Consider the following 25,255-nt stretch of genomic DNA (forward strand, 5'->3'; position numbering starts at 1 on the left):
GGTGACGAAGAAGGCCCTCGGTCCGTTGTGGACCGAGGGCCTTTCTCTTGCCGTGGGACTCAGGCCTTCGCCTTGTCCTCGTCCGGCAGCGGCGTGCCGGTCGGGACCTCGTCGGTCGGCGTGTCCTGCTTCTCCGTGCCGCGGCGCACGGACTCCAGCAGCATCTGCGCGACGTCCACGACCTCGACGTGCGCACCGGCCTGGCCGTCGGACTGCCGCGCGGTCACGCCGTCGGTCAGCATCACGCGGCAGAACGGGCAGCCGGTCGCGATCTTCGACGGCGCGGTGCCCAGGGCCTCGTCCACGCGGTCGAGGTTGATGCGCTTGCCGATCCGCTCCTCCATCCACATGCGAGCGCCACCGGCACCGCAGCACATGGAGCGCTCCTCGTGGCGCGGCATCTCGCGCAGCTTCGCGCCGGACGCCCCGATGAGCTCGCGGGGTGCCTCGTAGACCTTGTTGTGGCGGCCCAGGTAGCACGGGTCGTGGTACGTGACGTCCTCGGTGACCGGCGCGACCGGCACCAGGCGGCGTTCGCGGACCAGCTTGTTCAGCAGCTGCGTGTGGTGCACGACCTCGTAGGTGCCACCGACCTGCGGGTACTCGTTCGCGAGCGTGTTGAAGCAGTGCGCGCACGTCACGACGATCTTGCGCTGGCCGGCCGGGCGGTCCTCGAAGACCGCGTTGAGCACCTCGACGTTCTGCTGCGCGAGCATCTGGAACAGGAACTCGTTGCCGGCGCGGCGGGCCGGGTCACCGCTGCAGGTCTCCTCCGGGCCGAGCACCGTGTACTTCACGTCCGCGGTGTGCAGCAGCTCGGCGACGGCCCGCGTGGTCTTCTTCGCGCGGTCCTCGAACGCGCCGGCGCAGCCGACCCAGAACAGGTACTCCGCGTCGCCCAGGTCGCCGTCGAACACCGGCACCTCGAAGTCGAGGCCCTCGGTCCAGGCCAGGCGGTCCTTGGCGTTCTGGCCCCAGGGGTTGCCCTTGTTCTCGAGGTTCTTGAACATGCCGCCGAGCTCGGTCGGGAAGTTCGACTCGATCAGCACCTGGTAGCGGCGCATGTCGACGATGTGGTCGACGTGCTCGATGTCCACCGGGCACTGCTCGACGCACGCGCCGCAGGTCGTGCACGACCACAGCACCTCGGGGTCGATGACGCCGAGCTCGTCGGGACCGCCGACCAGCGGGCGCTCGGACTCGGCCATCGCCAGCACGTCGATCGACTCGAGGCGCTTCTTGTAGTCCTCGTACTTGTCCTCGACCAGGCCGACCTCATCACCGGCCATGTCGCGCGAGCCGCCGGCGAGCAGGTACGGCGCCTTGGCGTAGGCGTGGTCGCGCAGCTGCGTGATGACCATCTTGGGCGACAGCGGCTTGCCGGTGTTCCAGGCGGGGCACTGCGACTGGCAGCGGCCGCACTCGGTGCAGGTGGAGAAGTCGAGCCAGCCCTTCCAGCTGAAGTCCTCGACCTTGCCGACGCCGAACACGTCCTTGTCCGGGTCGGCCTCCTCGAGGTCGAGCACCTTGCCGCCGGACATCATCGGCTTGAGCGCGCCCAGGGCGACGCCGCCGTCGTCCTCGCGCTTGAAGTAGATGTTGAAGAACGCCGAGAACCGGTGCCAGGCGACGCCCATCGTGAGGTTCCGGCCGACGACGACCAGCCAGATCATGCCGCTCAGCAGCTTGACCAGCGCCATCACCGACACCCAGATGGGCGCGGAGGGCAGGAGCTGCGCGAGCGGCTGCGTCACGAACGACGTCCACAGCGGCGCGGACTCGAGGCCGCTCGACTGCTTGAACGCCTTGACCATGAGGATGCCGACGCCCTCGATGATCACGACCGCCTCGACGAAGTAGGCGGAGCGGAAGCTCGAGCCCGCGAAGCGGGAGATCCGGTCGGCCCGGCGCGGGTGGTTGAGCTGGCGGATGATCGCGAGGGCCACACCGCCGACGACGGTGCCGAGGCCCAGCAGTTCGACCAGCAGCAGCCAGATCGACCACGTGCCGATGACCGGCCAGTGGAAGCGCGGGTCGAACACCTCGCCGTACGCCTCGAACAGCACCGCGGAGCCGATGAGGAAGCCCCACATCACCATCCAGTGCCACGGGGCGACCGAACGGAACTTCGCCATCCTGGTGTGGGCGACGAACTCGACGATCATCGTCTTCATGCGCGGCACGAACGGCCCGAAGCGGGTGCCGTCCGGCTGCCCGAGCCGGATGATCCTGATCTGCTTCAGCACGCCGGCGACGAACACGCCCCAGGCGACGACGCTCACCGCCACGGCGACGAGTCCGAGAACCAGCTGGAGGGTCATGGCGGGAGTCTAGGCCAGGTTACCGCTGAGTAACCACTTGGACGTGGCCGGTGTCTCCTCACGGACCGGTCAAGAAAGCGGAACTGGACCTCAAACTTGTGGAACAATCGTTCAGGTATCTGGTTCCAGCCTCCGGGGGTCGCCGTGCTGTACCTGCTCCTCGCCGCGGCGATCGCGGCGGAAATCGGGGCCACGGTCTCGTTGAAGCTGTCCGAGGGATTCACCAGACTGTGGCCGTCGGTGGTGGTCGTCATCGGGTACGCCATCGCCTTCACAGCACTTTCGCGCGCGTTGAAGTTGGGTATGCCCGTGGGCGTCGCCTACGCCGTGTGGTCGGCCGTCGGCGTCGCAGCCGTCGCGATCATCGGCTGGAGGTTCCTCGGCGAGACCCTCAACCCGACGATGGTCATCGGACTGGCGCTGATCATCGGCGGCGTGGTGACGCTCGAACTCGGGAGGACGCACTGACCGCGGTGGTGGAGAGCCAGAAGGTCGACGGCCGCAAGGCGCGCGGCGAGAAGAAGCGGCGGGCGATCGTCGAGGCCGCGCTGCGCGTGATCGAGCGCGAGGGCATCGCCGGCGTGACGCACCGCAGCGTCGCCCGTGAGGCGGGCGTGCCGACGACAGCGCCCACCTACTACTTCGCGACGCTCGACGAACTGCTGATCGCGACGCTGCTGTGGTCGGCCGAAGCGCTGTGCGACGACATCCTGAAGATCGTCGCGAGCGGCACCGCGCGCGAGATCGCGTCGAGCCTCGCGAGGGCGGTCGGCCGCGACCGGGGACGGACGCTCGCCGAGTACGAGCTGTACCTGCTGGCGGGCCGCCGTCCCGAGCTGAAGCCCGCCGCGCGCCGCTGGCTCGACCTGGCGGTGGAGCTCGCGCGGCCCGCCGACCCGGTCGCGTTCCGCGCGTTCCTCGCCGCGATCGACGGGCTGCTGGTGCAGGGCCTGATAGCGGACGTCGCCCCGACCGAGGACGAGCTGGAGCCAATCGTGTCCTTCTTGATCCGCGGTCGCGACGATCCGGCCCCGCTCACCGGGGAAGAATGAGGGCATGAAGTTCGCGCGAGAGGTGTCCGGCATCAGCCACGGAGTGAGCCTCGGGCTGCTGGCCGCGCTGTACGTGCGCGACTCCCTCGCGTTGTCGGTGGACGTCGAACCGCACGTGCCCGGTCTGGACCCGCCGCTGCCGGTGCGGGTGCCGACCGGCGTGGACCGCGTCGCGGTGACGGCGGAGTGGCCGGGCTGGTGGGCCGACGCGCTGGACGCGTGCACGCACGACGCCGAGTCCGTGACGGCCGAGAACGCCGCGGCGTTGCTGACCCGACCGGCCAGCCGGGCCGCCGTGCTCGCGCTCAAGCCTGGCATCGAGCAGCTGCACCGGGTGCAGAGCCCGGCCCCGCTGCCGATCGGGGACGTGCTGCGCGGCGTCGAGTCGCGCATCGGCCGGTGGGCGCAGAGCGTGGAGCTGCACATCGCCGAGGTGCCGGTCGAGGGCCTGCTGTGGGAGCGGATCGCGCCCGCGCACGTGCTGGCGTCCACGCGGTTCCTGAACGACCCGGCGCGCACGGCGCCGGCGTTGCGCGCGGTCCTCGAAGACCTCGTCTGACGGGGTAGGGCCAGCCCCACCCCGTCTTCGGGGGCTGACTGCCGTGTCGCCGAGCCACGCCACCTCTAGTTTTGTGCGCATGATGAGGACGGCGCTGGTGGCGTTGCTGGCCGGGGCGGTGCTGACAGGGCTGTCGGGCTGTGGCATCCGCATCGTGGAGTACGAGTTCTCCGACGACCACGTCGTCGCGGAGAAGTTCACGTCGGTGCGTGCGCGCAACGGCTCGGGGGACGTGACGATCAGGTACCGGCAGGGCCTGACCGAGACGAAGATCCACCGCAGGGTGGAGCACAACAAGAACAACAAGCCGGCCGGCGCCACCCACCGGATCGAGGGCGACGCGCTGGTGCTGGACACGTGCGGGGACAGCTGCGAGGCCAACTACGAGGTCCTGGTGCCCTCGGCCGACATCGCGGTCGTCGGGGACGTCGGGTCGGGCGACGCGGTCGTCGAGGGCCTGAAGTCCGTCGAGTACCAGACCGGCTCCGGCGACATCGCCGCCCTGGACATCGCGGGGGACGTCAAGGTGAGCACCGGGTCGGGCGACTTCCGGGCCACCAGGGTGGGCGGCACCGCGACCGCCGACCTCGGGTCCGGGCGCATCGAGCTGAACACGGTGAAGGGCAAGGTCCTCGCCGTCACGAGGTCCGGCGACATCGACGGCTCCTTCCTCGGCGGCGACGTGATCGCCGACGCCAGCTCCGGCCGGGTCGAGCTGACCTTGGCGGAGCCGAGGTCGGTGCGGGTGATGAGCGGCTCCGGCGACGTCAACGTCCGGGTGCCGGGCGGTCCGTACCGGGTCACCGGGACGTCGGGCAGCGGGGAGCGCGAGGTGCACGTCGCGACCGACCCGGACGCGCCGCTCGAGCTGAACCTCACGACCGGGTCCGGCGAGGTGCGGGTGTTCGCGATCTGAGCTCGTCCGAGGGGGACTGTGTCGAGGGCCACTCCACAAGGGGCGGCCCTCGTCGCGTTGTGAGGGAACAACGAGACTTTCCCGGCCGTTGAGCCAGTCAGAAAGCTTGAGTCGGATAGACTCAAGGTTGAGCAGGTGGCAAACTTGAGCCAGCAACGCTCAACAAGTACTAGCGGAAGGAACTCCAATGGCGCGTGCAGTCGGCATCGACTTGGGGACGACCAACTCCGTCGTCGCCGTTCTCGAGGGCGGTGAGCCGACGGTCATCGCCAACTCGGAGGGCTCGAGGACGACCCCGTCCATCGTCGCGTTCGCGAAGAACGGCGAGGTTCTCGTGGGTCAGCCCGCGAAGAACCAGGCCGTCACCAACGTCGACCGCACCATCCGGTCGGTCAAGCGCCACGTCGGCACCAGCTGGAAGACCGACGAGATCGACGGCAAGCAGTACACCTCGCAGGAGATCTCCGCGCGCGTGCTGATGAAGCTCAAGCGCGACGCCGAGGCGTACCTCGGTGAGGAGATCACCGACGCCGTCATCACCGTCCCCGCCTACTTCGAGGACGCGCAGCGCCAGGCCACCAAGGAAGCCGGCCAGATCGCCGGCCTCAACGTGCTGCGCATCGTCAACGAGCCGACCTCCGCCGCCCTGGCCTACGGCCTCGACAAGGGCGAGAAGGAGCAGACCATCCTGGTCTTCGACCTCGGTGGCGGCACGTTCGACGTCTCGCTGCTCGAGCTCGGCGACGGTGTGGTCGAGGTCCGCGCGACCTCCGGTGACAACCACCTCGGTGGCGACGACTGGGACCAGCGCATCGTCGACTGGCTGGTCGACCGCTTCAAGCAGGCCAACGGCATCGACCTGACCAAGGACAAGATGGCCCTGCAGCGGATCCGCGAGGCCGCCGAGAAGGCCAAGATCGAGCTGTCGAGCTCCAGCAACGCCTCGATCAACCTGCCGTACATCACCGTCGACGCGGACAAGAACCCGCTGTTCCTCGACGAGACGCTCTCGCGCGCCGAGTTCCAGCGGATCACGAACGACCTGCTCGAGCGCACCCGCGCGCCGTTCAACAACGTGATCAAGGACGCCGGCATCTCCGTCGGCGACATCGACCACGTCGTGCTCGTCGGTGGCTCGACCCGCATGCCCGCCGTCGCGGAGCTCGTCAAGGAGCTGACCGGCGGCCGCGAGCCCAACAAGGGCGTGAACCCGGACGAGGTCGTCGCCGTCGGCGCCGCCCTGCAGGCCGGTGTCCTCAAGGGCGAGGTCAAGGACGTCCTGCTGCTCGACGTCACCCCGCTGTCCCTCGGCATCGAGACCAAGGGCGGCATCATGACCAAGCTGATCGAGCGCAACACCACGATCCCGACGAAGCGCTCCGAGACCTTCACCACCGCGGACGACAACCAGCCGTCGGTGCAGATCCAGGTCTTCCAGGGCGAGCGCGAGATCGCGGCCCACAACAAGAAGCTCGGCATGTTCGAGCTGACCGGCCTGCCGCCCGCCCCGCGTGGCGTGCCGCAGATCGAGGTCACCTTCGACATCGACGCGAACGGCATCGTCCACGTGTCGGCGAAGGACCTGGGCACCGGCAAGGAGCAGTCGATGACGATCACCGGTGGCTCCGCGCTGCCGAAGGACGACATCGACCGCATGGTCAAGGACGCCGAGGCCCACGCGGAGGAGGACAAGCGCCGCCGCGAGGAGGCCGAGGTCCGCAACCAGGCCGAGACCCTGGTCTACCAGACGGAGAAGGTCGTCAAGGAGAACGACGACAAGCTCCCGGCGGAGATCAAGGAGAAGGTCAACGCCGCGATCACCGAGGCCAACGAGGCGCTCAAGGGCACCGACATCGCCGCCATCAAGGCCGCGGTGGAGAAGCTCGCGACCGAGTCGCAGGCCATCGGCCAGGCGATCTACGCGAACGCTCCGGGTGCTCCCGGTGCCGAGGCCCCCGGTGCGGACGCTCCGGGTGCCGCCGGTGCGGGTGCCAAGAAGGACGACGACGTCGTCGACGCCGAGATCGTGGACGAGGACGAGAAGAAGTGACCGAACCGAGGCACGCCGCCCCTGACGAGGAGCAGCCTCAGGTCGTCGTGAACGACCGGCGCCGGATCGACCCCGAAACGGGCGAGGTCCGGGCGCCGGCCCACGCGGCGCCCGAGGACGGCCTTGGCGAAGGCACTGCTCCGGTTTCCGAAGAGCCCCTGGTCGCCGAGGTCGTGGACTCCGTCGCCGCCGAGCTGAAGACCCAGCTCGACGAGCGCACCGCCGACCTCCAGCGGCTCACCGCCGAGTACGCGAACTACCGCAAGCGGGTGGAACGCGACCGCGAAGCGGTGATCAACAACGCGAAGGCGTCCGTCGCCTCCGAGCTGCTCTCCGTGCTGGACGACATCGAGCGGGCCGCCGCGCACGGCGACCTGACCGGTGCGTTCAAGGCGGTGGCGGACAAGCTCGTGTCCACGTTGCAGAAGACCGGCCTGGAGCCGTTCGCGCACGAGGGCGAGGCGTTCGACCCGTCGGTGCACGAGGCCGTGCAGCACAGCACGTCCCCGGACGTCGAGGGGCCGACGGTCACCGCCGTCCTGCGCCGCGGCTACACGTTCGGCGACAAGCTCGTCCGGCCCGCGCTCGTCGCGGTGACCGACCACGAGCCCGGTGCGCCGGCTGAAGAAGCGTAGGGAGGAGGAGACGTCCGGTGAGTGCTAGGGACTGGATCGAAAAGGACTTCTACCGCGAGCTGGGCGTCTCCTCCGACGCGTCGGCCGACGAGGTCAAGAAGTCGTACCGCAAGCTCGCCCGCGAGCTGCACCCCGACGCGAACCCGGGTGACGCCAAGGCCGAGGCCCGCTTCAAGGCGGTCTCCGAGGCCTACGGCGTGCTGTCGGACCCGGCGAAGCGCAAGCAGTACGACGAGGCCCGCCGGCTGTTCGCGGGCGGTGGGGGCTTCCCCGGCTCCGGCGGGTTCGGCTCGGGCGGCTTCGACGTCAACGACCTGTTCGGCCGTGCCGCGCAGGGCGCCGGTGGCGGCGGCCTGGGCGACCTGCTCGGTGGCCTGTTCAACCGCCGCGGTGGTGCGTCGGCCGGCTCGGCCACGCGCCCGCGCCGCGGCGAGGACGTCGAGACCGACGTCCGCATCGACTTCACCGAGGCGGTGAGGGGAGCGACGGTGCCGCTGCGCCTGTCGTCCCCCGCCGCCTGCACCACGTGCAACGGCTCGGGTGCCAGGCCGGGCACCACGCCGCACACGTGCGCGACCTGTTCGGGTTCCGGCCTGGTCACGCGCTCGCAGGGCGCGTTCGCGTTCAGCGAGCCGTGCCGCGACTGCCGCGGCACCGGCCGGATCATCGACGACCCGTGCCCCGAGTGCGGCGGCGACGGCGTCAGCACCCGCACCCGCACGCTGACGGTGCGGATCCCGTCCGGGGTCGACGACGGCCAGCGGATCCGCCTCGCGGGCCAGGGCGAACCCGGCCGCAACGGCGGTCCGAACGGCGACCTGTTCGTGCGGGTGCACGTCAACCCGCACGGCATCTTCGGCCGCCAGGGCAACGACCTGACGCTGACGGCGCCGATGACGTTCCCCGAGCTCGCGCTCGGAACGACGTTGACCGTGCCCACGCTCGACGGCAAGGTGACCTTGAAGGTGCCCGCCGGAACCGCCTCCGGGCGGGTGCTGCGGGCCCGGGGCAAGGGCATCACCAAGCGCGACGGCTCCGCCGGGGACCTCCTGATCACCCTGGAGGTCGCGGTGCCGAACAACCTCTCGTCCGAGGCCCGCGCGGCACTCGAGGCGTACGCGGACGTGACGAAGGGCCACGACCCCCGTGGTGATCTGAACGCACTGCTTGAAGGGCGGTGAAAGCGGTGGGTTTTCCGTTCCCTCCCGGGACCGATGAGGACACGCCGTTCTTCGTGATCTCGGTGGCGGCGCAGCTGTCCGGGCTGCACGCCCAGACCCTGCGGTCCTACGACCGGATGGGCCTGGTGTCGCCCGGCCGCACGCCCGGTGGCGGGCGCCGGTACTCGATGCGCGACATCGTGCTGCTGCGCGAGGTCCAGCGGCTCTCGCAGGACGAGGGCGTGAACCTCGCGGGCATCAAGCGGATCATCGACCTGGAGAACCAGGTCGACGCCCTCCGCTCGCGGGTGGCCGAGCTCCAGCAGGAGCTCGCGCAGGCGCACGCGGCGGCCGACTCGGCCGCCGCCGCCGTGCACGCCTCCTACCGGCGGGACCTGGTCCCGATCCGGCAGGAGACGGCGCTCGTCGTGTGGAAACCGAAGCCCCGCAAGTGATCGAGCGCCTCTACGAGGTCTTCGCGACGCCGCGTCCCCGCGTGGTCGAGTTCTGCGACCACTGCGTGGACGCCGCGAGCGTCGCGCCGTTCACCGAGGTTCCGCTGCGCCGGCTGACCTCCGAGCACCTCGGGGAGTTCTGGCTGCGGTCCGGGACGATCGGCGACGAGACCTTCGTGCGCTACCTGCTCCCGCGCGTGATGGAGCTGATCGCGGCCGGTGAGCTCGACGCCGACTTCTTCTGGCTGCGCCTCGTGACCGAGGCCCACGAGAACGGCGGCCCGGACGAGCGGGCGGCGATCGAGGCGTACTTCCTCGCCACACCGCCCGCGCTGGCGGGTCTCGTCACCGGACGCCTGCGCGACCTGCCCCCCGGCGGTTCGGTGGCCGCGTGGCTGCGCGGACCGGAACCCCTCGCCGTGCTGGAGGAAGCCGCGCTGACCGAGCCCGATCCGGACGGCGCGTTCTCCGAGGCGCACCTCGAGCTCGAAGCTCACCTCTCGAAGTAGAACCCGGCTTCCAGGTCCTCCAGGAGGCCGGGTTCCCGCGGTTCCCAGCCCAGCAGGGCCTTCGTGCGCTCGGCCGACGTCGGTGAGTCGCGTGACACCATGAACGCCAGTGCGCCGAAGTGCTCCTGTGCTCGTTCGGCCGGGATGCTCTCCGTCGGCACGCCCAGTTTGCGGCCGATGACCTCGGCGATCTCCCTCATGGTCACGGCCTCCTCTGCCACCGCGTGCAGCACCGAGCCGGCGGGTGCCTTCTCCACGGCCAGCCGGTAGAGGCGTGCCGCGTCCAGGGTGTGGCCCGCTGACCAGCGATTCGTGCCGTCGCCGGGGTAGCCGGAGATGCCGGTGGCCCTCGCGGTCCTGACCAGGGTCGGGATGAAGCCCGCCGTGTCCAGGCGGCTGTGGACGGTCGGCGGCAGGACCACCACGGAGCCGCGGACGTCCCGGGCGTCGATGATCGCGTTGCGGGCCGCGCCGCGGGGGCTGTCGTCCGGGACGCGTTCCTCCTCGGTGGCCGTGCGGCCCAGGTCCGAGTACGACAGGGTGCCGCTGGTGCCGACCAGGGGCTTGCCGGTGCCCGCCAGCTCGTCCAGGAACGCCCTGACGACGGTGAGGTCGGCGTCGGCGGCGCCCTGGTAGTCGCCCGCGTACATCTCGTCGTGCTTGAACGCCAGGTGGATCACCGCGTCGGACTCGGCCGCGCCCTTGCGCAGGCCGTCCAGGTCGTCGAGGTCGCCCAGCCGGGCGGTGGCGCCTTGGGCCTCGACCTCGGCGGCGGACGCCTCGGAGCGGGCCAGGCCCACGACCTGGTGGCCTGCTCGCAGGAGTTCGGGGACCACCGCTGATCCGACGTGACCGCTGGCGCCCGTGACGAAGACCTTCATGGGTGCTTCTCCAACAAGTGATGGGACTTGGTCTCATCAACCGTAGCAGAGTGATGGGACTAAGTCGCATCACTTAGGATGGGCGCATGGGTCGATGGGAGCCGGACGCGCGGGAGCGGTTGGTGCGCGCCGCACTCGACCTGTTCGGCGAGCAGGGGTACGAGAACACGGCGGTCGCGCAGATCGCGGAGCGCGCCGGGCTCACGAAGAGCACGTTCTTCCGGCACTTCCGGGACAAGCGCGAGGTGCTGTTCGGCGGTCAGGACGAGCTGGCCGAGGTGCTGACGACCGGCATCGCCGAGACCCCGGAGGGGGCCGGACCCCTGGCCGCGGTCGGGGCGGCGCTGGTCGCCGTCAGCGCCTGGTTCACCGACGAGCAGCGGGCGTACGGGCCGCAGCGGCAAGCGGTGATCGCGGGCAACGACGAGCTGCGCGAGCGTGCGGCGTTGAAGATGGTCGGGTTCGCCGTCGCGATGACGGACGCGCTGAAGCGGCGCGGGGTCGCCGAGCTGGAGGCCGCCGTGGCCGCCGAGCTCGGCGTGCTGGCGTTCCAGCGCGGCTACGACGCGTGGCTGGAGGCCGGCGGGGACTTCGGTGAGATCACCCGCCGGACGCTCCGTGACGTGTGCGAGGCCGTCAGCTCGCTAGAGGGCGCCGAGTAGTTCCTCGACCTCGGCCGCGATGCGGTCCAGGGCCTGCTCGTCGTCGTGGGCGGTGATCGCGCGGTCCATCCAGTCCGCGATCAGCGGCATCTGCTCCGGCTTCAGGCCGCGGGTGGTGACGCCGGGCGTGCCGAGGCGGATGCCGGACGGGTCGAACGGCTTGCGGGTGTCGAACGGAACGGCGTTGTAGTTGAGCTCGATGCCCGCCCGGTCGAGCGCCCGCGCGGCCGGCTTGCCGCCGATCAGCTTCGACGTGAGGTCGATCAGGACCAGGTGGTTGTCGGTGCCGCCGGACACCAGGTCGAAGCCGCGTTCCAGCAACGCCTCCGCGAGGGCCTGGGCGTTCTTCACGACCAGGTGCGCGTACTCGCGGAACTCCGGCTGCGCGGCCTCGTGCAGCGCCACGGCGATGGCGGCCGTGGTGTGGTTGTGCGGCCCGCCCTGCAGACCGGGAAAGATCGCGCGGTCGACGGCCTTCGCGTGCTCGGCGTCGCTGAGGACCATGGCGCCGCGCGGGCCCCTGAGGGTCTTGTGCGTCGTCGTGGTGATCACCGGGGCGTGGCCGACCGGAGACGGGTGCGCCCCGCCCGCGACCAGTCCGGCGATGTGCGCGATGTCGGCGACGAGGAGCGCGCCGACCTCGTTCGCGATCTCCGCGAACGCCGGGAAGTCGATGGTGCGCGGGATCGCCGTGCCACCGCAGAAGATCACCTTCGGGCGTTCGGCCAGCGCGAGGGCGCGGACCTCGTCCAGGTCGACGCGGCCGGTGTCCTTGCGGACCTCGTACTGCACGCTGCGGAACCACTTGCCGGTGGCCGAGACGCTCCAGCCGTGCGTGAGGTGGCCGCCCATCGGCAGCGACATGCCCATCACGGTGTCGCCCGGCCGCAGGAAGGCCAGGTAGACGGCGAGGTTCGCCGGGGAACCCGAGTACGGCTGGACGTTCGCGTGGTCCACGCCGAACAGCGCCTTCGCGCGCTCCTGCGCCAGCAGCTCGACCTGGTCGATGACCTGCTGGCCCTCGTAGTACCGCTTGCCGGGGTAGCCCTCGGAGTACTTGTTGGTCAGCACCGAACCTGTTGCCTCGAGCACGGCGGCCGACACGTCGTTCTCGGACGCGATCATGCGCAGTTTCCGGGCCTGCCGCTCGGCCTCTGCGGTGACCAGGGCGAACACGGCGGGATCTGTCTCAGCGAGCACAGCGCGACTCCACGCCGGGCACCCAGGCGTTCGGTGCGCTCGGCAGTCGCTTCCCGGTGGTCGCTTCCACCCTCGGCACGCCAGTCGCGGACGTGCCGAGCTTAGTCCAGCGTGAACGGGTCGTACTTGATCCGGTCGAGCGGAGTTCCGGCGACCAGCATGCGGGAGACCGTCGACCTGATCATGGCGGGGCTGCCGCAGACCAGGACGTCGCGTTCCTCCCACGCGCCGTAGCGGGTGACCACGTCGGCGAGGCTGCCCTGCTCGACACCCCGGACGCCGGGGTCGGACTCCAGCACCGGCACGACCGTGAGCCACGGGTTCGTGGTCGCGATGCGCTGCAGGTTGTCCAGGTCGTAGAGGTCCTCGCGGGTGCGGCCGCCGTAGAACAGGTGCACGCGCGGGTTCTCGCCGTACTGCGCCATCTCGTCGATGATCGCGTGCATCGGCGCGACACCCGTGCCGCCGGCCACCATCAGGATGTCCGACCCGGCCGTGCGGTCGACCGAGAGACGTCCCATGGGCGGTCCGATGCGCCACGTGTCACCGGCCTGCGTGTGGCCGACCACCGAGCGGGACACCCAGCCGCCGTCGACGGACCGGATGTGGAACTCGATGACGCCGTCCTCGCGGGGGGCGTTCGCCGGCGAGTAGTACCGCCACAGGCGCTTGCGCTGCGGCGTCTCCACGCTGACGTACTGACCGGCCTTGTAGTTGACCGGGTGGTCGGGCTGCAGCCGCACGACCGCCAGGTCCCACGAGACGCGCTGGTGCTCCAGCACCGTCGCGTGCCAGTACGCGGGCCCGTTGTCGGCGTCGGCCGCCTCCTGCATGGCCCTGGCCATGAGGGTGTAGGCCTCGGCCCACGCCATCTCGACCTTCGGCGTCCAGGCGGCACCGGCGAACTTCTTCACCGCGGACAGCAGTGCCGTCCCGACCGCCTCGTAGTGGACGTTGATGACACCGAACTTGCGGTGGTCGCGGCCCAGCTGGCGCAGGAACGGGATGAGGTCGTCCGGGCGGTCGACCATCTGCACCACGTGCACGAGGGCACGCAGCAGACGGCTGCGTTGCACCTCCATGTTCGCGGGGAACATCTCGCGTGTGGCGGGCGAGAGCGAGAAGAGCATTCCGTAGAAGAACTTCGCCACTTCTTCGGAATGCGGCTCCACCACCGCGAAGCTCTCCCGGATCATCCGCACCATCGCGGTGACGCCGGGGGGTGGCTCTCGGTGGGGCGGGGTAGGGATGGGGCTCAGCACAGCGTTCGCAGTCATGGTCCGCGCGCAGTCTCCACGTTCTGGTTGGCGCCAGCAAGGCGCTGTCGTCCTCGTCAAGCATCCGTCCCCCGACAGGGTGGACAGTAACCCCTGTTCGGGCCGCTTGACTCCTTGATGCCACCTTCGAGCGAAGCACGATTACTTTAGGTGAGTGGTTGCTACCGCAACAGTGTGAATGTGAGGGTCCTTCTGTACCGGGTTGCGTGCTTGCGTGCTTGGGTAGGCCGCGTGTCCCCGCCTGAGTTGACTGAAACCACCTCACCCAACCGTGTCGAGCTCCCCGGCTCACGCGGAGAGCACTTCCTCCAATGTGCCCTGGAGACGTCCGATCGCGCCAGACGCTTCTACACGGACCAGGTGCTGGACCACCTCAACCCCGCGATGGCCGACTTCGTCGGCCGGATGGAGATGGCCTTCATCTCGACGGCCGACGCCGACGGCGAGTGCGACTCGACGCTGCGCTGCGGGCCGGCCGGGTTCCTCCACGTCGTCGACTCGCGGACCGTCGTGTACCCCGAGTACCGCGGCAACGGCGTCATGGCGTCGCTGGGCAACATCATGGAGAACCCGCACGTCGGAATGCTGATGGTGGACTTCACCGAGGACCTGATCGGGCTGCACGTGAACGGACGTGCCCGGATCGCTCCCCTCTCCGAGTTCGCGGAGCTCGCCGGAGGGGACCGGAAGGTCGAGCGTTGGGTGGTGGTGGAGGTGCAGGAGGCCTACGTCCACTGCCGCAAGCACATCCCCCGGATGGTGCCCGTGGACCGGGTCCGGGACTGGGGGACCGACGACGTCCGGCGGAAGGGTGGCGACTTCTTCGGGGTCAAGGCGGATCGGATGAGTTCGGCGGAGAGCTGATCCCGGCGGTGTGATGACGGCCTGTGCACCTGGCGCGCGGGCCGTCTCGTCGTTCGAGGGCCTGTCTGTCCAACTTCGCTGTTCCGATCTCCCCGGGCCGCGCGCCCGATCTCGACTCCACCGAGGCGCGCAAACCTGGTGTGACGCATCAGCCACCGAATTAGTTGGCCTAGCTAACTATCTCCAGATATAGTTGTATGGCGTCAACTAACTACTGGAGGTGTGCTTGAACCGGCCCTCGTCACACAGGGAGATCCTCGAAGCGCTGTCCGGCATCTGGGTCGCGTTGCTGGTCGCCATTCTCAGCTCCACCATCGTCTCGAACGCTCTCCCGACGATCCTGGCCGAGCTCAAGGGCACGCAGACCCAGTACACGTGGGTCATCACGGCGATGTTGCTGGCTTCCACGGCGAGCACGCCGCTGTGGGGCAAGCTCGCGGACCTGTTCGACAAGAAGAGGTTGTTGCAGGCGGCGATCGTGCTGTTCGTCGTCGGTTCCGTGCTGGCAGGGTTCAGCCGGAACATGGAGCAGCTCATCGGGTTCCGGGTCGTGCAGGGGCTCGGGATGGGTGGTGTGCAGGCGCTCGGGCAGGTCGTCGTGGGGGCGTTGCTCAGCCCGCGCGAGCGTGGGCGCTACAGCGGCTACACCGGCATGGTGATCTCCGCCGGCACGGTCGGCGGGCCGCTGGTCGGCGGGTTCCTCGTCGACTGGCCGGGGTGGCGGTGGTGCTTCTTCGTCTGCGTGCCGCTGGCGCTGGTGGCGCTGGGCGTGCTGCACAAGACGCTGCACCTGCCGGTGAAGAAGCAGCACGTGAAGATCGACTACCTCGGGGCCACGCTCATCACCGGTGGTGTGAGCCTGGTGCTGATGTGGGTGTCGTTCGCCGGCAAGGACTTCGCCTGGGTCAGCCGGGAGAGCGCGCTGTTCGTCGGCGGGGCGTTGCTGGCGATCACCGCTGCCTACTTCGTGGAGCGGCGGGCTTCCGCGCCGGTCATCCCGCTGCACCTGTTCCGGAACCGGACGGTGGTGCTCGCGATGCTGGGTGGTGTCGCGGTGGGCACGGCGATGTTCGGGGCCTCGGTGTTCATGGGGCAGTACTTCCAGATCGCCCGCGGGTTCTCGCCGACCAAGGCCGGGTTGCTGACGGTGCCGCTGGTGCTCGGGCTGAGCGTGTCGTCGACGGTCAGCGGGCAGTTGATCGCCAAGAGCGGCAGGTGGAAGAGCTACCTCGTGTGGGGGTCGTTCTCGCTGGTCGCCGGGTTGGCGCTGCTCGGGACGATCGACCACCGGACCAACCTCGTGCTCATGGGGGCCTACCTGGCGCTGGTCGGTGTCGGGGTGGGGCTGACCATGCAGAACCTCGTGCTCGCCGTGCAGAACGGGGTCGGGATGGCGGACCTCGGGGCGGCCAGCTCCACGGCCACGTTCCTCCGGTCGCTGGGCGGGACGGCCGGCGTCTCGGTGCTGGGGGCCGTGCTGGCGGCCCAGGTGAGCACCAAGACGCTCGACCCCGGGTCCCTCTCCCCGGTCGTGCGGGACTCCTACGGCGACGCGATGGGCGAGCTGTTCCTCATCGCCGCCGGGCTCGCCGTGTTCACGGTCATCGCGGTGCTGCTGATCAAGGAACAGCCGTTGCGGGACTCCGTGGACGAGGACGTGGTTGTCACTCCAACGGGTTCTGGCGCACAGACGGTCGCCACTGAACTTGACTCACCTGTGGATACTGACCAGCGGATTGTGGACAAGTCGGCATCTGCTGTGGACAAGCTGCTGGTGCTTTCGAGTGACGACGATCAGGACGTCGCGGCGCGCTCGGCTGCGCTGCGTTCCACGCAGAACTCGTTGCCCTCGGGGTCGCGGAGGGTCACCCAGCCGGTGCCGTCGGGCCTGCGCTGATCGTCGAAGAGCGTCGCGCCGAGGCCGATCAGGCGCTCCACCTCCTCGTCGCGGGTGGTACCGACCGGCTGCAGGTCGAGGTGGAGCCTGTTCTTGAGCTCCTTGCCCTCCGGCACGGTGATGAACAGGTAGCGGATGCCGCTCGGCAGGTGGATCAGGCACTCCGGGTCGCCGGGGTTGTCCTCCGGGTCGAGCGGCAGGCCCAGGACCTGGCCCCACCACGAGGCGATCTCGTACGAGTCGCGCGCGTCGACCGTGATGTTGTGGATGATTGAGGTCATGGCGCCGATCTTCGCCGAACCCCCGCCGCCGGCCACCTGGTTTTCCGGGCGGGCGTGTGATCTGCGCCGTGTTCAGGGTTGAGCGGAACACACTCAACTTTTCTGACGTTGTGCGGGATGATGGTCCATGCTTGACGCTGACCACGAGGTGGAGGAATGGACGCTTTCAACCCGACGACCAAGACGCAGCAGGCCGTGTCCGCGGCGGTGCAGGCCGCGACGCTGAACGGGAACCCGGACGTGGGTTCCGTGCACCTGCTCAGTGCCCTGCTGGCGCAGACGGACGGGTTGACCGCGCCGTTGCTCGAGGCGGTGGGCGCCGACCCGGCCCAGGTGCGCAAGGAGCTGGAGCAGCTCTCGCGCTCGTTGCCGAGCGCCTCCGGCTCGACCGTCTCCGCCCCGCAGCTGTCGCGCGACGCCGTGCGCGTGCTGAACAAGGCGCAGGAGCTCGCGACCGGGATGGGCGACGAGTACGTCTCCACCGAGCACCTGCTCGTGGGGCTCGCGCAGCACGGTGGCCAGGTGGCCGACCTGCTGCGGCGCAACGGTGCCACGCCCGACGCGCTGACCGAGGCCTTCGCGAAGGTGCGCGGGTCGGCGCGGGTGACGTCGGCTGATCCCGAGGGCACCTACAAGGCGCTGGAGAAGTACGGCGTCGACCTGACCGAACGTGCGCGCAAGGGCGAGCTCGACCCCGTGATCGGCCGTGACTCCGAGATCCGGCGGGTCGTGCAGGTTCTGTCGCGGCGCACGAAGAACAACCCGGTGCTGATCGGCGAGCCCGGTGTCGGCAAGACGGCCATCGTCGAGGGCCTGGCGCAGCGCGTCGTGGCCGGGGACGTGCCCGAGTCGCTGCGCGGCAAGAAGGTCGTGTCGCTGGACCTCGGCTCGATGGTCGCGGGCGCCAAGTACCGCGGTGAGTTCGAGGAGCGGCTCAAGGCCGTGCTCAAGGAGATCACCGACTCCGCCGGGCAGGTCATCACGTTCATCGACGAGCTGCACACGATCGTCGGCGCGGGCGCGACCGGTGAGTCCGCGATGGACGCCGGCAACATGATCAAGCCGATGCTGGCCCGCGGCGAGCTGCGCATGGTCGGTGCCACGACCCTGGACGAGTACCGCGAGCACATCGAGAAGGACGCCGCCCTGGAGCGCCGCTTCCAGCAGGTGCTGGTCGGCGAGCCGTCCGTCGAGGACACGGTCGGCATCCTGCGCGGGCTCAAGGAGCGCTACGAGGTGCACCACGGCGTGCGCATCACCGACGCCGCCCTCGTCGCCGCCGCCACGCTGTCCGACCGCTACATCACCGCGCGCTTCCTGCCGGACAAGGCCATCGACCTCGTCGACGAGGCCGCGTCCCGGCTGCGCATGGAGATCGACTCCCGGCCCGTCGAGATCGACACCGTCGAACGCGCCGTGCGCCGCCTGGAGATCGAGGAGATGGCGCTCGCCAAGGAGTCGGACGCGGCGTCGCTGGAACGGCTGTCGGCCCTGCGCGCCGAGCTCGCGGAGAAGCACGAGGAACTGGCCGCGCTGACGGCGAGGTGGCAGAACGAGAAGGGGTCGATCGACAAGGTCCGCGCCCTGAAGGAGCAGCTGGAGTCGCTGCGCGGCGAGTCGGAACGAGCCGAGCGCGACGGCGACCTCGGTCGTGCCGCCGAACTGCGCTACGGCCGGATCCCGCAGCTGGAGAAGGAGCTCGGCGTCGCCGCCGAGTCCACCCAGGAGGCCGCCATGCTCAAGGAGGAGGTCGGCCCGGACGACGTCGCGGACGTGGTGTCGGCGTGGACCGGCATCCCGGCCGGACGGCTGCTGGAGGGCGAGACCGCCAAGCTGCTGCGCATGGAGGACGAGCTCGGCCGCCGGGTCGTCGGCCAGGCCGAGGCCGTGCGGGTCGTGTCGGACGCGGTGCGCAGGACGCGTGCCGGCGTCGCGGACCCGGACCGCCCGACGGGCTCGTTCCTGTTCCTCGGCCCGACCGGCGTCGGCAAGACGGAGCTCGCGAAGGCGCTGGCGTCGTTCCTGTTCGACGACGAGCGGGCGATGATCCGCATCGACATGAGCGAGTACTCCGAGAAGCACTCGGTGGCCCGCCTGGTCGGAGCGCCTCCCGGCTACGTCGGCTACGACCAGGGCGGCCAGCTGACGGAGTCGGTGCGCCGCCGCCCGTACTCGGTCGTGCTGCTGGACGAGGTCGAGAAGGCGCACCCGGACGTGTTCGACGTGCTGCTGCAGGTCCTCGACGACGGCCGACTCACGGACGGTCAGGGCCGCACGGTCGACTTCCGCAACACGATCCTGGTGCTGACGTCGAACCTGGGCTCGCAGACGATCGTGAACCCGTCGCTGACCGACGTGGAGCGCAAGGACGCGGTCATGGCCGTCGTGCAGCGGCACTTCAAGCCGGAGTTCCTGAACCGGCTCGACGACGTCGTGGTGTTCCACGCGCTCGCCACCGAGGAGCTGACGTCCATCGTGGACATCCAGGTCGCTCGCCTGGCGGACCGGCTCGCGGCCCGTCGCCTGGCGCTCGACGTCACGCCGGCGGCGCGCGACTGGCTCGCGCTGAACGGCTTCGACCCGATCTACGGCGCCCGGCCGCTGCGGCGGCTCGTGCAGTCGGCGATCGGCGACCAGCTCGCCAAGGAGCTGCTGGCCGGCGAGGTGCGCGACGGCGACGCGGTGCGGGTCGACGTGCTGGACGACAACTCCGGCCTGATCGTGGGCCGCAGCGCCTGACGTCCGAACGCGTGAGGGGGATCCGGGAGGGTCCCCCTCACGCGTGTTCACCGGCTCTCGATCTTCAGGTCGCCCGCCGTCACCGCCCGGATGTGGTCGCTCGCGAGCAGGTCGTGCGGGTAGCCGAGGTCGATCGCGCCGGCGTCGTCGAGCCGGGCCACCTGCTCGTCGCCGAGGTCGACCTCCAGGGCGGCCAGGTTCCCCTCCAGCTGCTCGGGCGTGCGCGCGCCGATGACGGGAGCCGTGACACCCGGCCTCCGCAGGTTCCAGGCCAGCGCGACCTGCGCGGGCGTGCGGCCGAGCTCCAGCGCGACCTCCCGCACCACGTCGGCGATCGCCAGCGTGGCCGGGGTGACCATGCCCAGTCCGGCGTTGAAGCTCTTGCGACCCGTCCCCTCCGCCGGTGTCAGGTCGGCGCTCGAGTACTTGCCGGACAGCACGCCACCGCCCAGCGGCGAGTACGGGGACACGCCCAGTCCCAGCGCCCGCGCCATCGGGAGCAGGTCGCGCTCCGCGTCCCGGTTGATCAGGCTGTACTCGACCTGCAGCGCCACCAGCGGCGACCAGCCGCGCAGGTCGGCGACCGCCTGCAGGCGGGAGATCTCCCAGGCGGGCGCGTTGGACATCCCGACGTGCAGGACCTTCCCCTGCCGGACCAGGTCGTCCAGGCCGCGCAGGACCTCCTCTCCCGGCGTCAGCGCGTCCCACACGTGCACGTACAGCAGGTCTACGCGGTCCGTGCCCAGCCGGCGCAGGCTGTTCTCCACGGACGCGAACAGGCTCTTGCGGTGGGCACCCCCGGAGTTCGGGTCACCCGGCGTGCGCAGCGTGGAGTACTTCGTGGTGAGCACCAGGCGGTCGCGGCGGTCGCGGACGAGCTCGCCCAGCAGCTCCTCGGAACCGCCGTAGGAGGCGGCGGTGTCGATGAAGTTGCCGCCGCGCTCGACGTACGTCTCGAACAGCCTGCGCGCGTCGTCCGGTGCGGAGCCCCAGCCCCACTCGTTGCCGAAGGTCGCCGTGCCGAGGGCCAGTGGCGAGACCCGCAGCCCGGAGCGGCCCAGCAGCCGGTAGGTGTCGAGCGACATGTGTTCTCCCGTGGTCGTGGTGGGACACCAGCCTGTGATCACCGGGGACCGGGGGTAAGGGAAAGGGCTTCCTGGGAACAGCGGTCCCACCCAGGCGGTTGAACGGGCCGTGGTCACCGATGTGGCGCAGGAGCTGGCCGCGTTCCTGCGGAACAGGCGCGAGCGGCTGGACCCGCGCGACCTCGGGCTGCCGGAGAGGCGGCAGCGCAGGACGCCGGGGCTGCGCCGCGAGGAGGTCGCCGAACTGGCCGGGGTCAGCGTCGACTACGTGGTGCGGCTCGAACAGGCGCGGGGGCTGCGGCCCTCGGCCGACGTGGTGGAGGCGCTGGCGCGGGCGTTGCGGCTCGCCCCGGACGAACGCGACTACCTCTTCGGCCTCACCCGCCACCGGCCTCCCCGCACGGGTGAACGCGCCACCGCCGCGCCGTCGCTGGCACGGCTGGTCGAGGACCTGTCACCGCGGCCCGCGATGCTGATGAACCACCGCTACGACGTCCTGGCCTGGAACGACGAGATGGCGCGCCTGTTCCTGGACTTCGGCGCGCTGCCGCCGTCGCGGCGCAACGCGATGTGGGTGTGCCTGGTGCACCCGAGGATGCGGGAGCTCTACGTCGACCGCGAACGCGTCCTGCGGGAAGGGGTCGCCCACCTGCGCGCCGCGTGGGCCGTGCACCCGGACGACCGGCTGCTGGCCGGCCTCATCGCCGAGTGCGTGGCCGGTGACGAGGAGTTCGCGCGGCTGTGGGCCGCCCAGGACGTGAGGGTCGGCGGGCGCGGGCACAAGGTGCTGCGCCACCCGGACGTCGGCCTGGTCGCGGTCGAGTTCGAGACGCTCAGGCCGGTGCAGGACCCGGACCACCTGCTGGTGGTCCACCGCGCCGCGGACGAGCGGAGCCAGGCGGCGATGGACCGGTTGCGGGCCCGCGACCACGCCGAATAGGCACTCGGCGGCACGACGCGCGGAAGTGATCTTCGTTCCTCGCGTCCGACCCACTACGCTTCAGCTGTGGGCATACCGGCGTGGGTCTGGTTCACCGTCGCCGCGGTGGCGGCCGTGGCGGGGTTCGCCCTGCTCGCGACCGACCGGGCGCAACGAACCGCGCGTAATCGTGAACGGCGCCGTTGGGCTGCCCTGCGCGGCTGGCAGTTCGAGGAGACAGACCACGTGCTGCCGACCCGCTGGGAGGCGGGGGCCATCGCGTACTACGGCACCGGGCTCGCCCGGGACGTGGTCGCGGGCTCCACGTTCACCGCGGACGGCCGCCGCCAGGTCTACGTCCTCGACCACGAGACGGCCGGCAAGGTCAACTCGGTGCTGGTCGGCGTGCGCTGCCGCAGAGCGCTGTCGGTGGTGATCGAACTGTGGCTGTCGACGGTGCCGTTCCAGCGCGACAACGACAAGATGCCGATGCCCGACCTGCTCGGACCGGTCGGCTCGCGGTACGCGTTCGTCACGGACGTCCCGGCCGCCCGGAAGATCATCACCCCGGACCTGATCGACGCCGCCGAGGAGATCGGGGGCGACGTCACGGTCGTCTGGATGGAGAACGACTGGGTGCTGGCCGCCGCGCCGCCGAACTCCTCACCCGCGCGCCTGGAGCGGCTGCTGCGCGACATCGGTGAGCTCGCGGACGTCATCGACCCGTTCGACCCGGACCCCTCCGAGCGAGAGGAGCCGGTCGAAGAGGACGAGGGCGGCGAGGTCTACCGCCCGTCGTTCGGCCGCAAGCAGCCCTGACGAACACTTCCGGACGCCGTTGCCGAGCTTCTCGGCAACGGCGTTTTCGTTTCTGCGTGATCTACTAGGCTTTACTTTGAGTAATCATCCACAGCCTGCGCTGTCATCCACACGTTCTTGATCAGCGCATTCAGAACGTATGTGGGCTACATCACATCGCGCTCCGTGTAAAACATCCGCCGGTGGTCCAGATACCCCGTGAGCAAGACGTCGTGTCCCCGAACCCCAGGAAGGGATCCACGATGTACGGAGGAAAGGTTGTTCCGCCCGCAGCCGTCGCGGGGACGGCGTCCGTCGTGACGCTGGCCAACACCGGTGCATCGGTCGGGTGGTTGCTGTTCGGTGGCGTGGCGCTGGTCGTGTCCGGCCTCGCGCTGCGCCTCGTCGTGCTCCGCCGCCCGGCGAAGCGCGAAGCGTGATCGTCGGCGGCCTTCGACCCCGGCGATTTTCCGACTACCGTGCGGTGGCATGCCAACCGCACTGGTGACCGGATCGACCGTCGGGATCGGGGCCGCCTTCGCCCGCAGGCTCGCGGCGGAGGGGTACGACCTCGTGCTGGTCGCGCGCACCGCGTCCGCACTCGAAGAAATCGCGAAGCAGCTGCACGACCGCCACGGCGTCCAGGTGGACGTCCTGCCGGCCGACCTCGGCGACCACGGCGACCGCCTCAAGGTCGAGCAGCGGCTCGCGGAGTCGGCCGTCGACCTGCTGGTCAACAACGCGGGCTTCGCCAACTCCGGCGAGTTCTTCGCCGCCGACGTCGAGAACCTGCAGGCCCAGCTCGACGTCAACGTCGCCACCGTCCTGCGCCTGTCCAGGGCCGCCATCCCGGCCATGATCGCCCGCGGCAAGGGCGACGTGATCAACGTGTCGAGCGTCGCCGGCTTCCTGCCCGGCCGCGGCACGAGCTACAGCGCCGACAAGGCGTGGGTGACGATGTTCTCCGAGGGCATGAACCTCGCGACCGAGGGCACCGGCGTGCGGGTCATGGCGCTGTGCCCCGGCTTCGTGCGCACGGAGTTCCACAAGCGCGCCGCGATCGACATGTCGAAGACGCCGGGCTGGCTCTACGTCGACGTGGACAAGCTCGTGCACGAGGCGCTGCGCGACCTGCGGCGCGGCAAGCCGCTGTCGATCCCCGGCGCGCAGTACAAGGCCATCGTGACGGCGACGAAGCTGATCCCGAGGGCGGTCGTGCGCAGGATGGCGTCGCGGTTCGCGGGTGGGCGCGGGCGCACCTGACCGGGCCGGTCGCCCCGTGCGCGGTGACGCAGCGTACGAGGCAACGGGCGCGCGTATGTGCGAAGCTGACGACCCGTGCGAACTGAAGTGGTCTTGGACGCGAACGCTAAGTCGGAACTCGCTCGCCTGGTGAGCGAATTGGCCGTGGTGCACGGCAAGGTGACCCTCTCCAGCGGCAAGGAAGCCGACTACTACGTCGACCTGCGCCGCGCGACGCTGCACCACGCGGCGGCCCCGTTGATCGGCAAGCTGCTGCGCCAGCTCACGTCCGACTGGGACTTCGTCGCCGTCGGCGGCCTGACGCTCGGTGCGGACCCCGTGGCCTACGCGATGATGCACTCCGCCGCGAACGACGGTGACGTGCTCGACGCGTTCGTCGTCCGCAAGGCGAGCAAGGCCCACGGCATGCAGCGGCAGATCGAGGGCATCGACGTGCGCGGCCAGCGGGTGCTCGCCGTCGAGGACACCTCCACCACGGGCGGTTCGGTGCTCACGGCCGTCACGGCGCTGCGCGAGCACGGGGCCGAGGTCATCGGCGTGGCCACGGTCGTCGACCGCGGCACGGGCGCCAAGGAGGCCATCGAGGCCGAGGGGCTGCAGTACCGCTACCTGCTCGACCTGAACGACCTCGGGCTCGCCTGAGGTTTTGCCGAGAGCGCTTCGAGCCACCCCGTCCTAGTCTGGAGGGCGGGGTGGTGAGAATGGCCGGGTTCTTGGCGGAAGCGGTCGTGGTGCTGCACTTCACGGTGCTGGCGTTCCTGCTCGCGGGCGGTTTTCTGGCCTGGCGGTGGCGGTGGGTGATCTACCCGCACCTGGCGTTGGGCGCGTGGGCGGTCCTCAGCGTCGTCACGCCGACTGTGTGTCCCCTCACGGTGTGGGAGAACGACCTCCGGGCGATGGCGGGGATGCCGGTGCTCGAGACCGGGTTCATCGACCACTACATCGACGGCGTCTGGTACCCGCAGAGCGCGTCGACGCTGGTCCAGCTGGTGCTCGGGACGATCGTGATCGTCTCGTGGATCGGCTTCTATGCTGGCAACCGTGCTGCTCGAAGGCTTTCACGCTGTTAAGCACGCGCTGCGCTTCGGCGCCGACGTGCACCCGTTGATCACGACGGACCTCGCCGCCGCGGTCAGCCTCGCCGAGACGCACGCTCCCGACCTGCGCGAGCGGTTCGCCGCCGCCACCGAGGTCGACCAGAACCACTTCAAGCTGCGCGTCGGCCGCACGCACCCGACGGGCGTGGCCGGGTTCGCCGAACGGCCCGAGCTGCCGTTCGACCGGCACGCCCCGGTCGTCCTGCTCGACAACCCGCGCAACCTCGGCAACTTCGGCGCCGCGATCCGGGTGGCGGCGGGCCTCGACGCCGGAGGCGTGCTCTCCACCGGCGACGTCGACCCGTGGCACCCGAACGTCCTGCGCGGCTCCGCCGGCCTGCACTTCGCGCTGCCGGTCGCCAAGGTCACGAGCCTCGACTTCGCGGGCGAGCTCATCGCCTTCGACGCCGATGGCGACCTGCTGGAAGGCCCCATCCCGGACGACGCCGTGCTGGCGTTCGGCTCGGAGCGCCACGGCATCTCCGACGAGGTCAGGGCGAAGGCCTCCCGGACCGTCCGGCTGCCGATGCGCGCGAAGGTCAGCAGTTACAACCTGACAACTTCTGTGGCCATGGGCCTGTACCACTGGGCGGTTCACCGAGCTTCTTGACCGATCAAGCACTCACGATGGCCAG

The 25,255-nt window shown here is 70.1% G+C and carries 26 protein-coding genes and 1 riboswitch; of the genes, 20 read left to right on the forward strand and 6 right to left on the reverse strand.

Annotated features, from left to right (window positions below; all coding sequences use genetic code 11):
- Positions 1 to 59: 59 nt before the first annotated feature.
- Positions 60 to 2,321, reverse strand: a complete 2,262-nt coding sequence (locus V1227_RS28955) for a (Fe-S)-binding protein (protein ID WP_329788535.1) — start codon at positions 2,319 to 2,321, stop codon at positions 60 to 62.
- Positions 2,322 to 2,465: 144 nt separating this feature from the next.
- Here V1227_RS28955 and V1227_RS28960 point away from each other — a divergent pair, with 144 nt between their 5' ends.
- The 9 genes from V1227_RS28960 (at position 2,466) to V1227_RS29000 (ending at position 9,657) form a co-directional block, all read left to right on the forward strand.
- The gene (locus V1227_RS28960) at positions 2,466 to 2,789 is read left to right on the forward strand and encodes a DMT family transporter (RefSeq protein ID WP_329788536.1); all 324 of its coding nucleotides are present in this window, start codon (positions 2,466 to 2,468) and stop codon (positions 2,787 to 2,789) included.
- A gap of 8 nt (positions 2,790 to 2,797) precedes the next feature.
- Positions 2,798 to 3,373 (forward strand): TetR/AcrR family transcriptional regulator, encoded by a 576-nt coding sequence (locus V1227_RS28965; RefSeq protein WP_329794138.1) that lies wholly within the window; start codon positions 2,798 to 2,800, stop codon positions 3,371 to 3,373.
- 4 nt (positions 3,374 to 3,377) lie between these two features.
- The gene (locus V1227_RS28970; RefSeq protein WP_329788537.1) at positions 3,378 to 3,932 is read left to right on the forward strand and encodes a hypothetical protein; all 555 of its coding nucleotides are present in this window, start codon (positions 3,378 to 3,380) and stop codon (positions 3,930 to 3,932) included.
- 79 nt (positions 3,933 to 4,011) lie between these two features.
- Positions 4,012 to 4,848, forward strand: coding sequence for a DUF4097 family beta strand repeat-containing protein (locus tag V1227_RS28975; protein ID WP_329788538.1), 837 nt, complete (start codon positions 4,012 to 4,014; stop codon positions 4,846 to 4,848).
- 187 nt (positions 4,849 to 5,035) lie between these two features.
- Positions 5,036 to 6,898, forward strand: coding sequence for a molecular chaperone DnaK (gene dnaK, locus V1227_RS28980; RefSeq protein ID WP_329788539.1), 1,863 nt, complete (start codon positions 5,036 to 5,038; stop codon positions 6,896 to 6,898).
- Complete coding sequence (gene grpE, locus V1227_RS28985) at positions 6,895 to 7,533, forward strand: nucleotide exchange factor GrpE (RefSeq protein WP_236220961.1); 639 nt, start codon at positions 6,895 to 6,897, stop codon at positions 7,531 to 7,533. The genes dnaK and grpE overlap by 4 nt, the downstream gene beginning before the upstream one ends.
- 17 nt (positions 7,534 to 7,550) lie before the next feature.
- On the forward strand, positions 7,551 to 8,714 hold the full coding sequence (gene dnaJ / locus V1227_RS28990) for a molecular chaperone DnaJ (RefSeq protein ID WP_329788540.1): 1,164 nt from the start codon (positions 7,551 to 7,553) through the stop codon (positions 8,712 to 8,714).
- Between the two features lie 5 nt (positions 8,715 to 8,719).
- On the forward strand, positions 8,720 to 9,148 hold the full coding sequence (locus V1227_RS28995) for a heat shock protein transcriptional repressor HspR (protein WP_090103635.1): 429 nt from the start codon (positions 8,720 to 8,722) through the stop codon (positions 9,146 to 9,148).
- Complete coding sequence (locus V1227_RS29000; protein WP_329788541.1) at positions 9,145 to 9,657, forward strand: hypothetical protein; 513 nt, start codon at positions 9,145 to 9,147, stop codon at positions 9,655 to 9,657. Before V1227_RS28995 ends, V1227_RS29000 begins: the two co-directional genes overlap by 4 nt.
- Here V1227_RS29000 and V1227_RS29005 read toward each other — a convergent pair.
- A complete protein-coding gene (locus V1227_RS29005; RefSeq protein WP_329788542.1) occupies positions 9,642 to 10,538 on the reverse strand; it encodes an SDR family oxidoreductase in 897 nt (298 codons plus the stop codon). The genes V1227_RS29000 and V1227_RS29005 overlap by 16 nt on opposite strands.
- An 86-nt stretch (positions 10,539 to 10,624) precedes the next feature.
- Here V1227_RS29005 and V1227_RS29010 point away from each other — a divergent pair, with 86 nt between their 5' ends.
- A complete protein-coding gene (locus V1227_RS29010) occupies positions 10,625 to 11,200 on the forward strand; it encodes a TetR/AcrR family transcriptional regulator (protein ID WP_329788543.1) in 576 nt (191 codons plus the stop codon).
- Here V1227_RS29010 and glyA read toward each other — a convergent pair.
- Positions 11,183 to 12,400 carry a serine hydroxymethyltransferase gene (gene glyA, locus V1227_RS29015; protein WP_329788544.1) on the reverse strand — a complete coding sequence of 406 codons (1,218 nt, stop codon included), beginning with the start codon at positions 12,398 to 12,400 and terminating at the stop codon, positions 11,183 to 11,185. The two genes, V1227_RS29010 and glyA, sit on opposite strands and share 18 nt — an antisense overlap.
- A 13-nt stretch (positions 12,401 to 12,413) precedes the next feature.
- A riboswitch (ZMP/ZTP riboswitch) is annotated at positions 12,414 to 12,498 on the reverse strand.
- A 3-nt stretch (positions 12,499 to 12,501) separates the two neighbouring features.
- The gene (locus V1227_RS29020) at positions 12,502 to 13,605 is read right to left on the reverse strand and encodes an FAD-binding oxidoreductase (RefSeq protein WP_329788545.1); all 1,104 of its coding nucleotides are present in this window, start codon (positions 13,603 to 13,605) and stop codon (positions 12,502 to 12,504) included.
- 432 nt (positions 13,606 to 14,037) lie between these two features.
- Here V1227_RS29020 and V1227_RS29025 point away from each other — a divergent pair, with 432 nt between their 5' ends.
- Both V1227_RS29025 and V1227_RS29030 read left to right on the forward strand, forming a co-directional pair.
- A complete protein-coding gene (locus tag V1227_RS29025) occupies positions 14,038 to 14,541 on the forward strand; it encodes a pyridoxamine 5'-phosphate oxidase family protein (RefSeq protein WP_329788546.1) in 504 nt (167 codons plus the stop codon).
- A gap of 226 nt (positions 14,542 to 14,767) precedes the next feature.
- A complete protein-coding gene (locus V1227_RS29030; RefSeq protein WP_329788547.1) occupies positions 14,768 to 16,438 on the forward strand; it encodes an MDR family MFS transporter in 1,671 nt (556 codons plus the stop codon).
- On the opposite strand, the gene V1227_RS29035 is transcribed toward V1227_RS29030, so the two are convergent.
- Positions 16,336 to 16,719: a VOC family protein gene (locus tag V1227_RS29035; protein WP_236220952.1), complete on the reverse strand. Its 384-nt coding sequence runs from the start codon at positions 16,717 to 16,719 to the stop codon at positions 16,336 to 16,338. The genes V1227_RS29030 and V1227_RS29035 overlap by 103 nt on opposite strands.
- Before the next feature lie 156 nt (positions 16,720 to 16,875).
- Between V1227_RS29035 and clpB the strand changes: the two genes are divergently transcribed.
- Positions 16,876 to 19,458: an ATP-dependent chaperone ClpB gene (gene clpB / locus V1227_RS29040; RefSeq protein WP_236220951.1), complete on the forward strand. Its 2,583-nt coding sequence runs from the start codon at positions 16,876 to 16,878 to the stop codon at positions 19,456 to 19,458.
- A gap of 47 nt (positions 19,459 to 19,505) precedes the next feature.
- Here clpB and V1227_RS29045 read toward each other — a convergent pair whose 3' ends face one another.
- Entirely contained in the window at positions 19,506 to 20,543 is a 1,038-nt protein-coding gene (locus V1227_RS29045; RefSeq protein ID WP_329788548.1) for an aldo/keto reductase, read from the reverse strand.
- A 109-nt stretch (positions 20,544 to 20,652) separates the two neighbouring features.
- Between V1227_RS29045 and V1227_RS29050 the strand changes: the two genes are divergently transcribed.
- The 7 genes from V1227_RS29050 to V1227_RS29080 all read left to right on the forward strand — a co-directional run bounded on the left by V1227_RS29050 (position 20,653) and on the right by V1227_RS29080 (position 25,230).
- Entirely contained in the window at positions 20,653 to 21,483 is an 831-nt protein-coding gene (locus V1227_RS29050) for a helix-turn-helix transcriptional regulator (RefSeq protein ID WP_329788549.1), read from the forward strand.
- A gap of 66 nt (positions 21,484 to 21,549) precedes the next feature.
- Positions 21,550 to 22,281 (forward strand): hypothetical protein, encoded by a 732-nt coding sequence (locus V1227_RS29055; RefSeq protein ID WP_329788550.1) that lies wholly within the window; start codon positions 21,550 to 21,552, stop codon positions 22,279 to 22,281.
- A 242-nt stretch (positions 22,282 to 22,523) separates the two neighbouring features.
- Complete coding sequence (locus tag V1227_RS29060; RefSeq protein WP_329788551.1) at positions 22,524 to 22,700, forward strand: LPXTG cell wall anchor domain-containing protein; 177 nt, start codon at positions 22,524 to 22,526, stop codon at positions 22,698 to 22,700.
- 49 nt (positions 22,701 to 22,749) lie between these two features.
- Complete coding sequence (locus V1227_RS29065) at positions 22,750 to 23,523, forward strand: SDR family NAD(P)-dependent oxidoreductase (RefSeq protein ID WP_329788552.1); 774 nt, start codon at positions 22,750 to 22,752, stop codon at positions 23,521 to 23,523.
- 93 nt (positions 23,524 to 23,616) lie between these two features.
- A complete protein-coding gene (gene pyrE, locus V1227_RS29070; protein ID WP_329788553.1) occupies positions 23,617 to 24,165 on the forward strand; it encodes an orotate phosphoribosyltransferase in 549 nt (182 codons plus the stop codon).
- A 59-nt stretch (positions 24,166 to 24,224) separates the two neighbouring features.
- Positions 24,225 to 24,593, forward strand: coding sequence for a DUF2784 domain-containing protein (locus V1227_RS29075; protein WP_236220946.1), 369 nt, complete (start codon positions 24,225 to 24,227; stop codon positions 24,591 to 24,593).
- The gene (locus V1227_RS29080; protein WP_329788554.1) at positions 24,565 to 25,230 is read left to right on the forward strand and encodes a TrmH family RNA methyltransferase; all 666 of its coding nucleotides are present in this window, start codon (positions 24,565 to 24,567) and stop codon (positions 25,228 to 25,230) included. Before V1227_RS29075 ends, V1227_RS29080 begins: the two co-directional genes overlap by 29 nt.
- The last annotated feature ends 25 nt before the right edge of the window (positions 25,231 to 25,255 follow it).

The sequence above is a fragment of the Lentzea sp. DG1S-22 genome, from assembly GCF_036321065.1.
Classification (GTDB): Bacteria; Actinomycetota; Actinomycetes; order Mycobacteriales; family Pseudonocardiaceae; genus Lentzea; species Lentzea jiangxiensis.

What these genes read in the sequence shown, in the direction of transcription:
- V1227_RS28955 (WP_329788535.1), bottom strand. Translation starts at nt 2,321, where the DNA reads ATGACCCTCCAGCTGGTTCTCGGACTCGTCGCCGTGGCGGTGAGCGTC.
- V1227_RS28970 (WP_329788537.1), top strand. Translation starts at nt 3,378, where the DNA reads ATGAAGTTCGCGCGAGAGGTGTCCGGCATCAGCCACGGAGTGAGCCTC.
- V1227_RS28975 (WP_329788538.1), top strand. Translation starts at nt 4,012, where the DNA reads ATGATGAGGACGGCGCTGGTGGCGTTGCTGGCCGGGGCGGTGCTGACA.
- dnaK (WP_329788539.1), top strand. Translation starts at nt 5,036, where the DNA reads ATGGCGCGTGCAGTCGGCATCGACTTGGGGACGACCAACTCCGTCGTC.
- V1227_RS29005 (WP_329788542.1), bottom strand. Translation starts at nt 10,538, where the DNA reads ATGAAGGTCTTCGTCACGGGCGCCAGCGGTCACGTCGGATCAGCGGTG.
- V1227_RS29010 (WP_329788543.1), top strand. Translation starts at nt 10,625, where the DNA reads ATGGGTCGATGGGAGCCGGACGCGCGGGAGCGGTTGGTGCGCGCCGCA.
- V1227_RS29020 (WP_329788545.1), bottom strand. Translation starts at nt 13,605, where the DNA reads ATGGTGCGGATGATCCGGGAGAGCTTCGCGGTGGTGGAGCCGCATTCC.
- V1227_RS29035 (WP_236220952.1), bottom strand. Translation starts at nt 16,719, where the DNA reads ATGACCTCAATCATCCACAACATCACGGTCGACGCGCGCGACTCGTAC.
- clpB (WP_236220951.1), top strand. Translation starts at nt 16,876, where the DNA reads ATGGACGCTTTCAACCCGACGACCAAGACGCAGCAGGCCGTGTCCGCG.
- V1227_RS29045 (WP_329788548.1), bottom strand. Translation starts at nt 20,543, where the DNA reads ATGTCGCTCGACACCTACCGGCTGCTGGGCCGCTCCGGGCTGCGGGTC.
- V1227_RS29060 (WP_329788551.1), top strand. Translation starts at nt 22,524, where the DNA reads ATGTACGGAGGAAAGGTTGTTCCGCCCGCAGCCGTCGCGGGGACGGCG.
- V1227_RS29065 (WP_329788552.1), top strand. Translation starts at nt 22,750, where the DNA reads ATGCCAACCGCACTGGTGACCGGATCGACCGTCGGGATCGGGGCCGCC.
- V1227_RS29075 (WP_236220946.1), top strand. Translation starts at nt 24,225, where the DNA reads ATGGCCGGGTTCTTGGCGGAAGCGGTCGTGGTGCTGCACTTCACGGTG.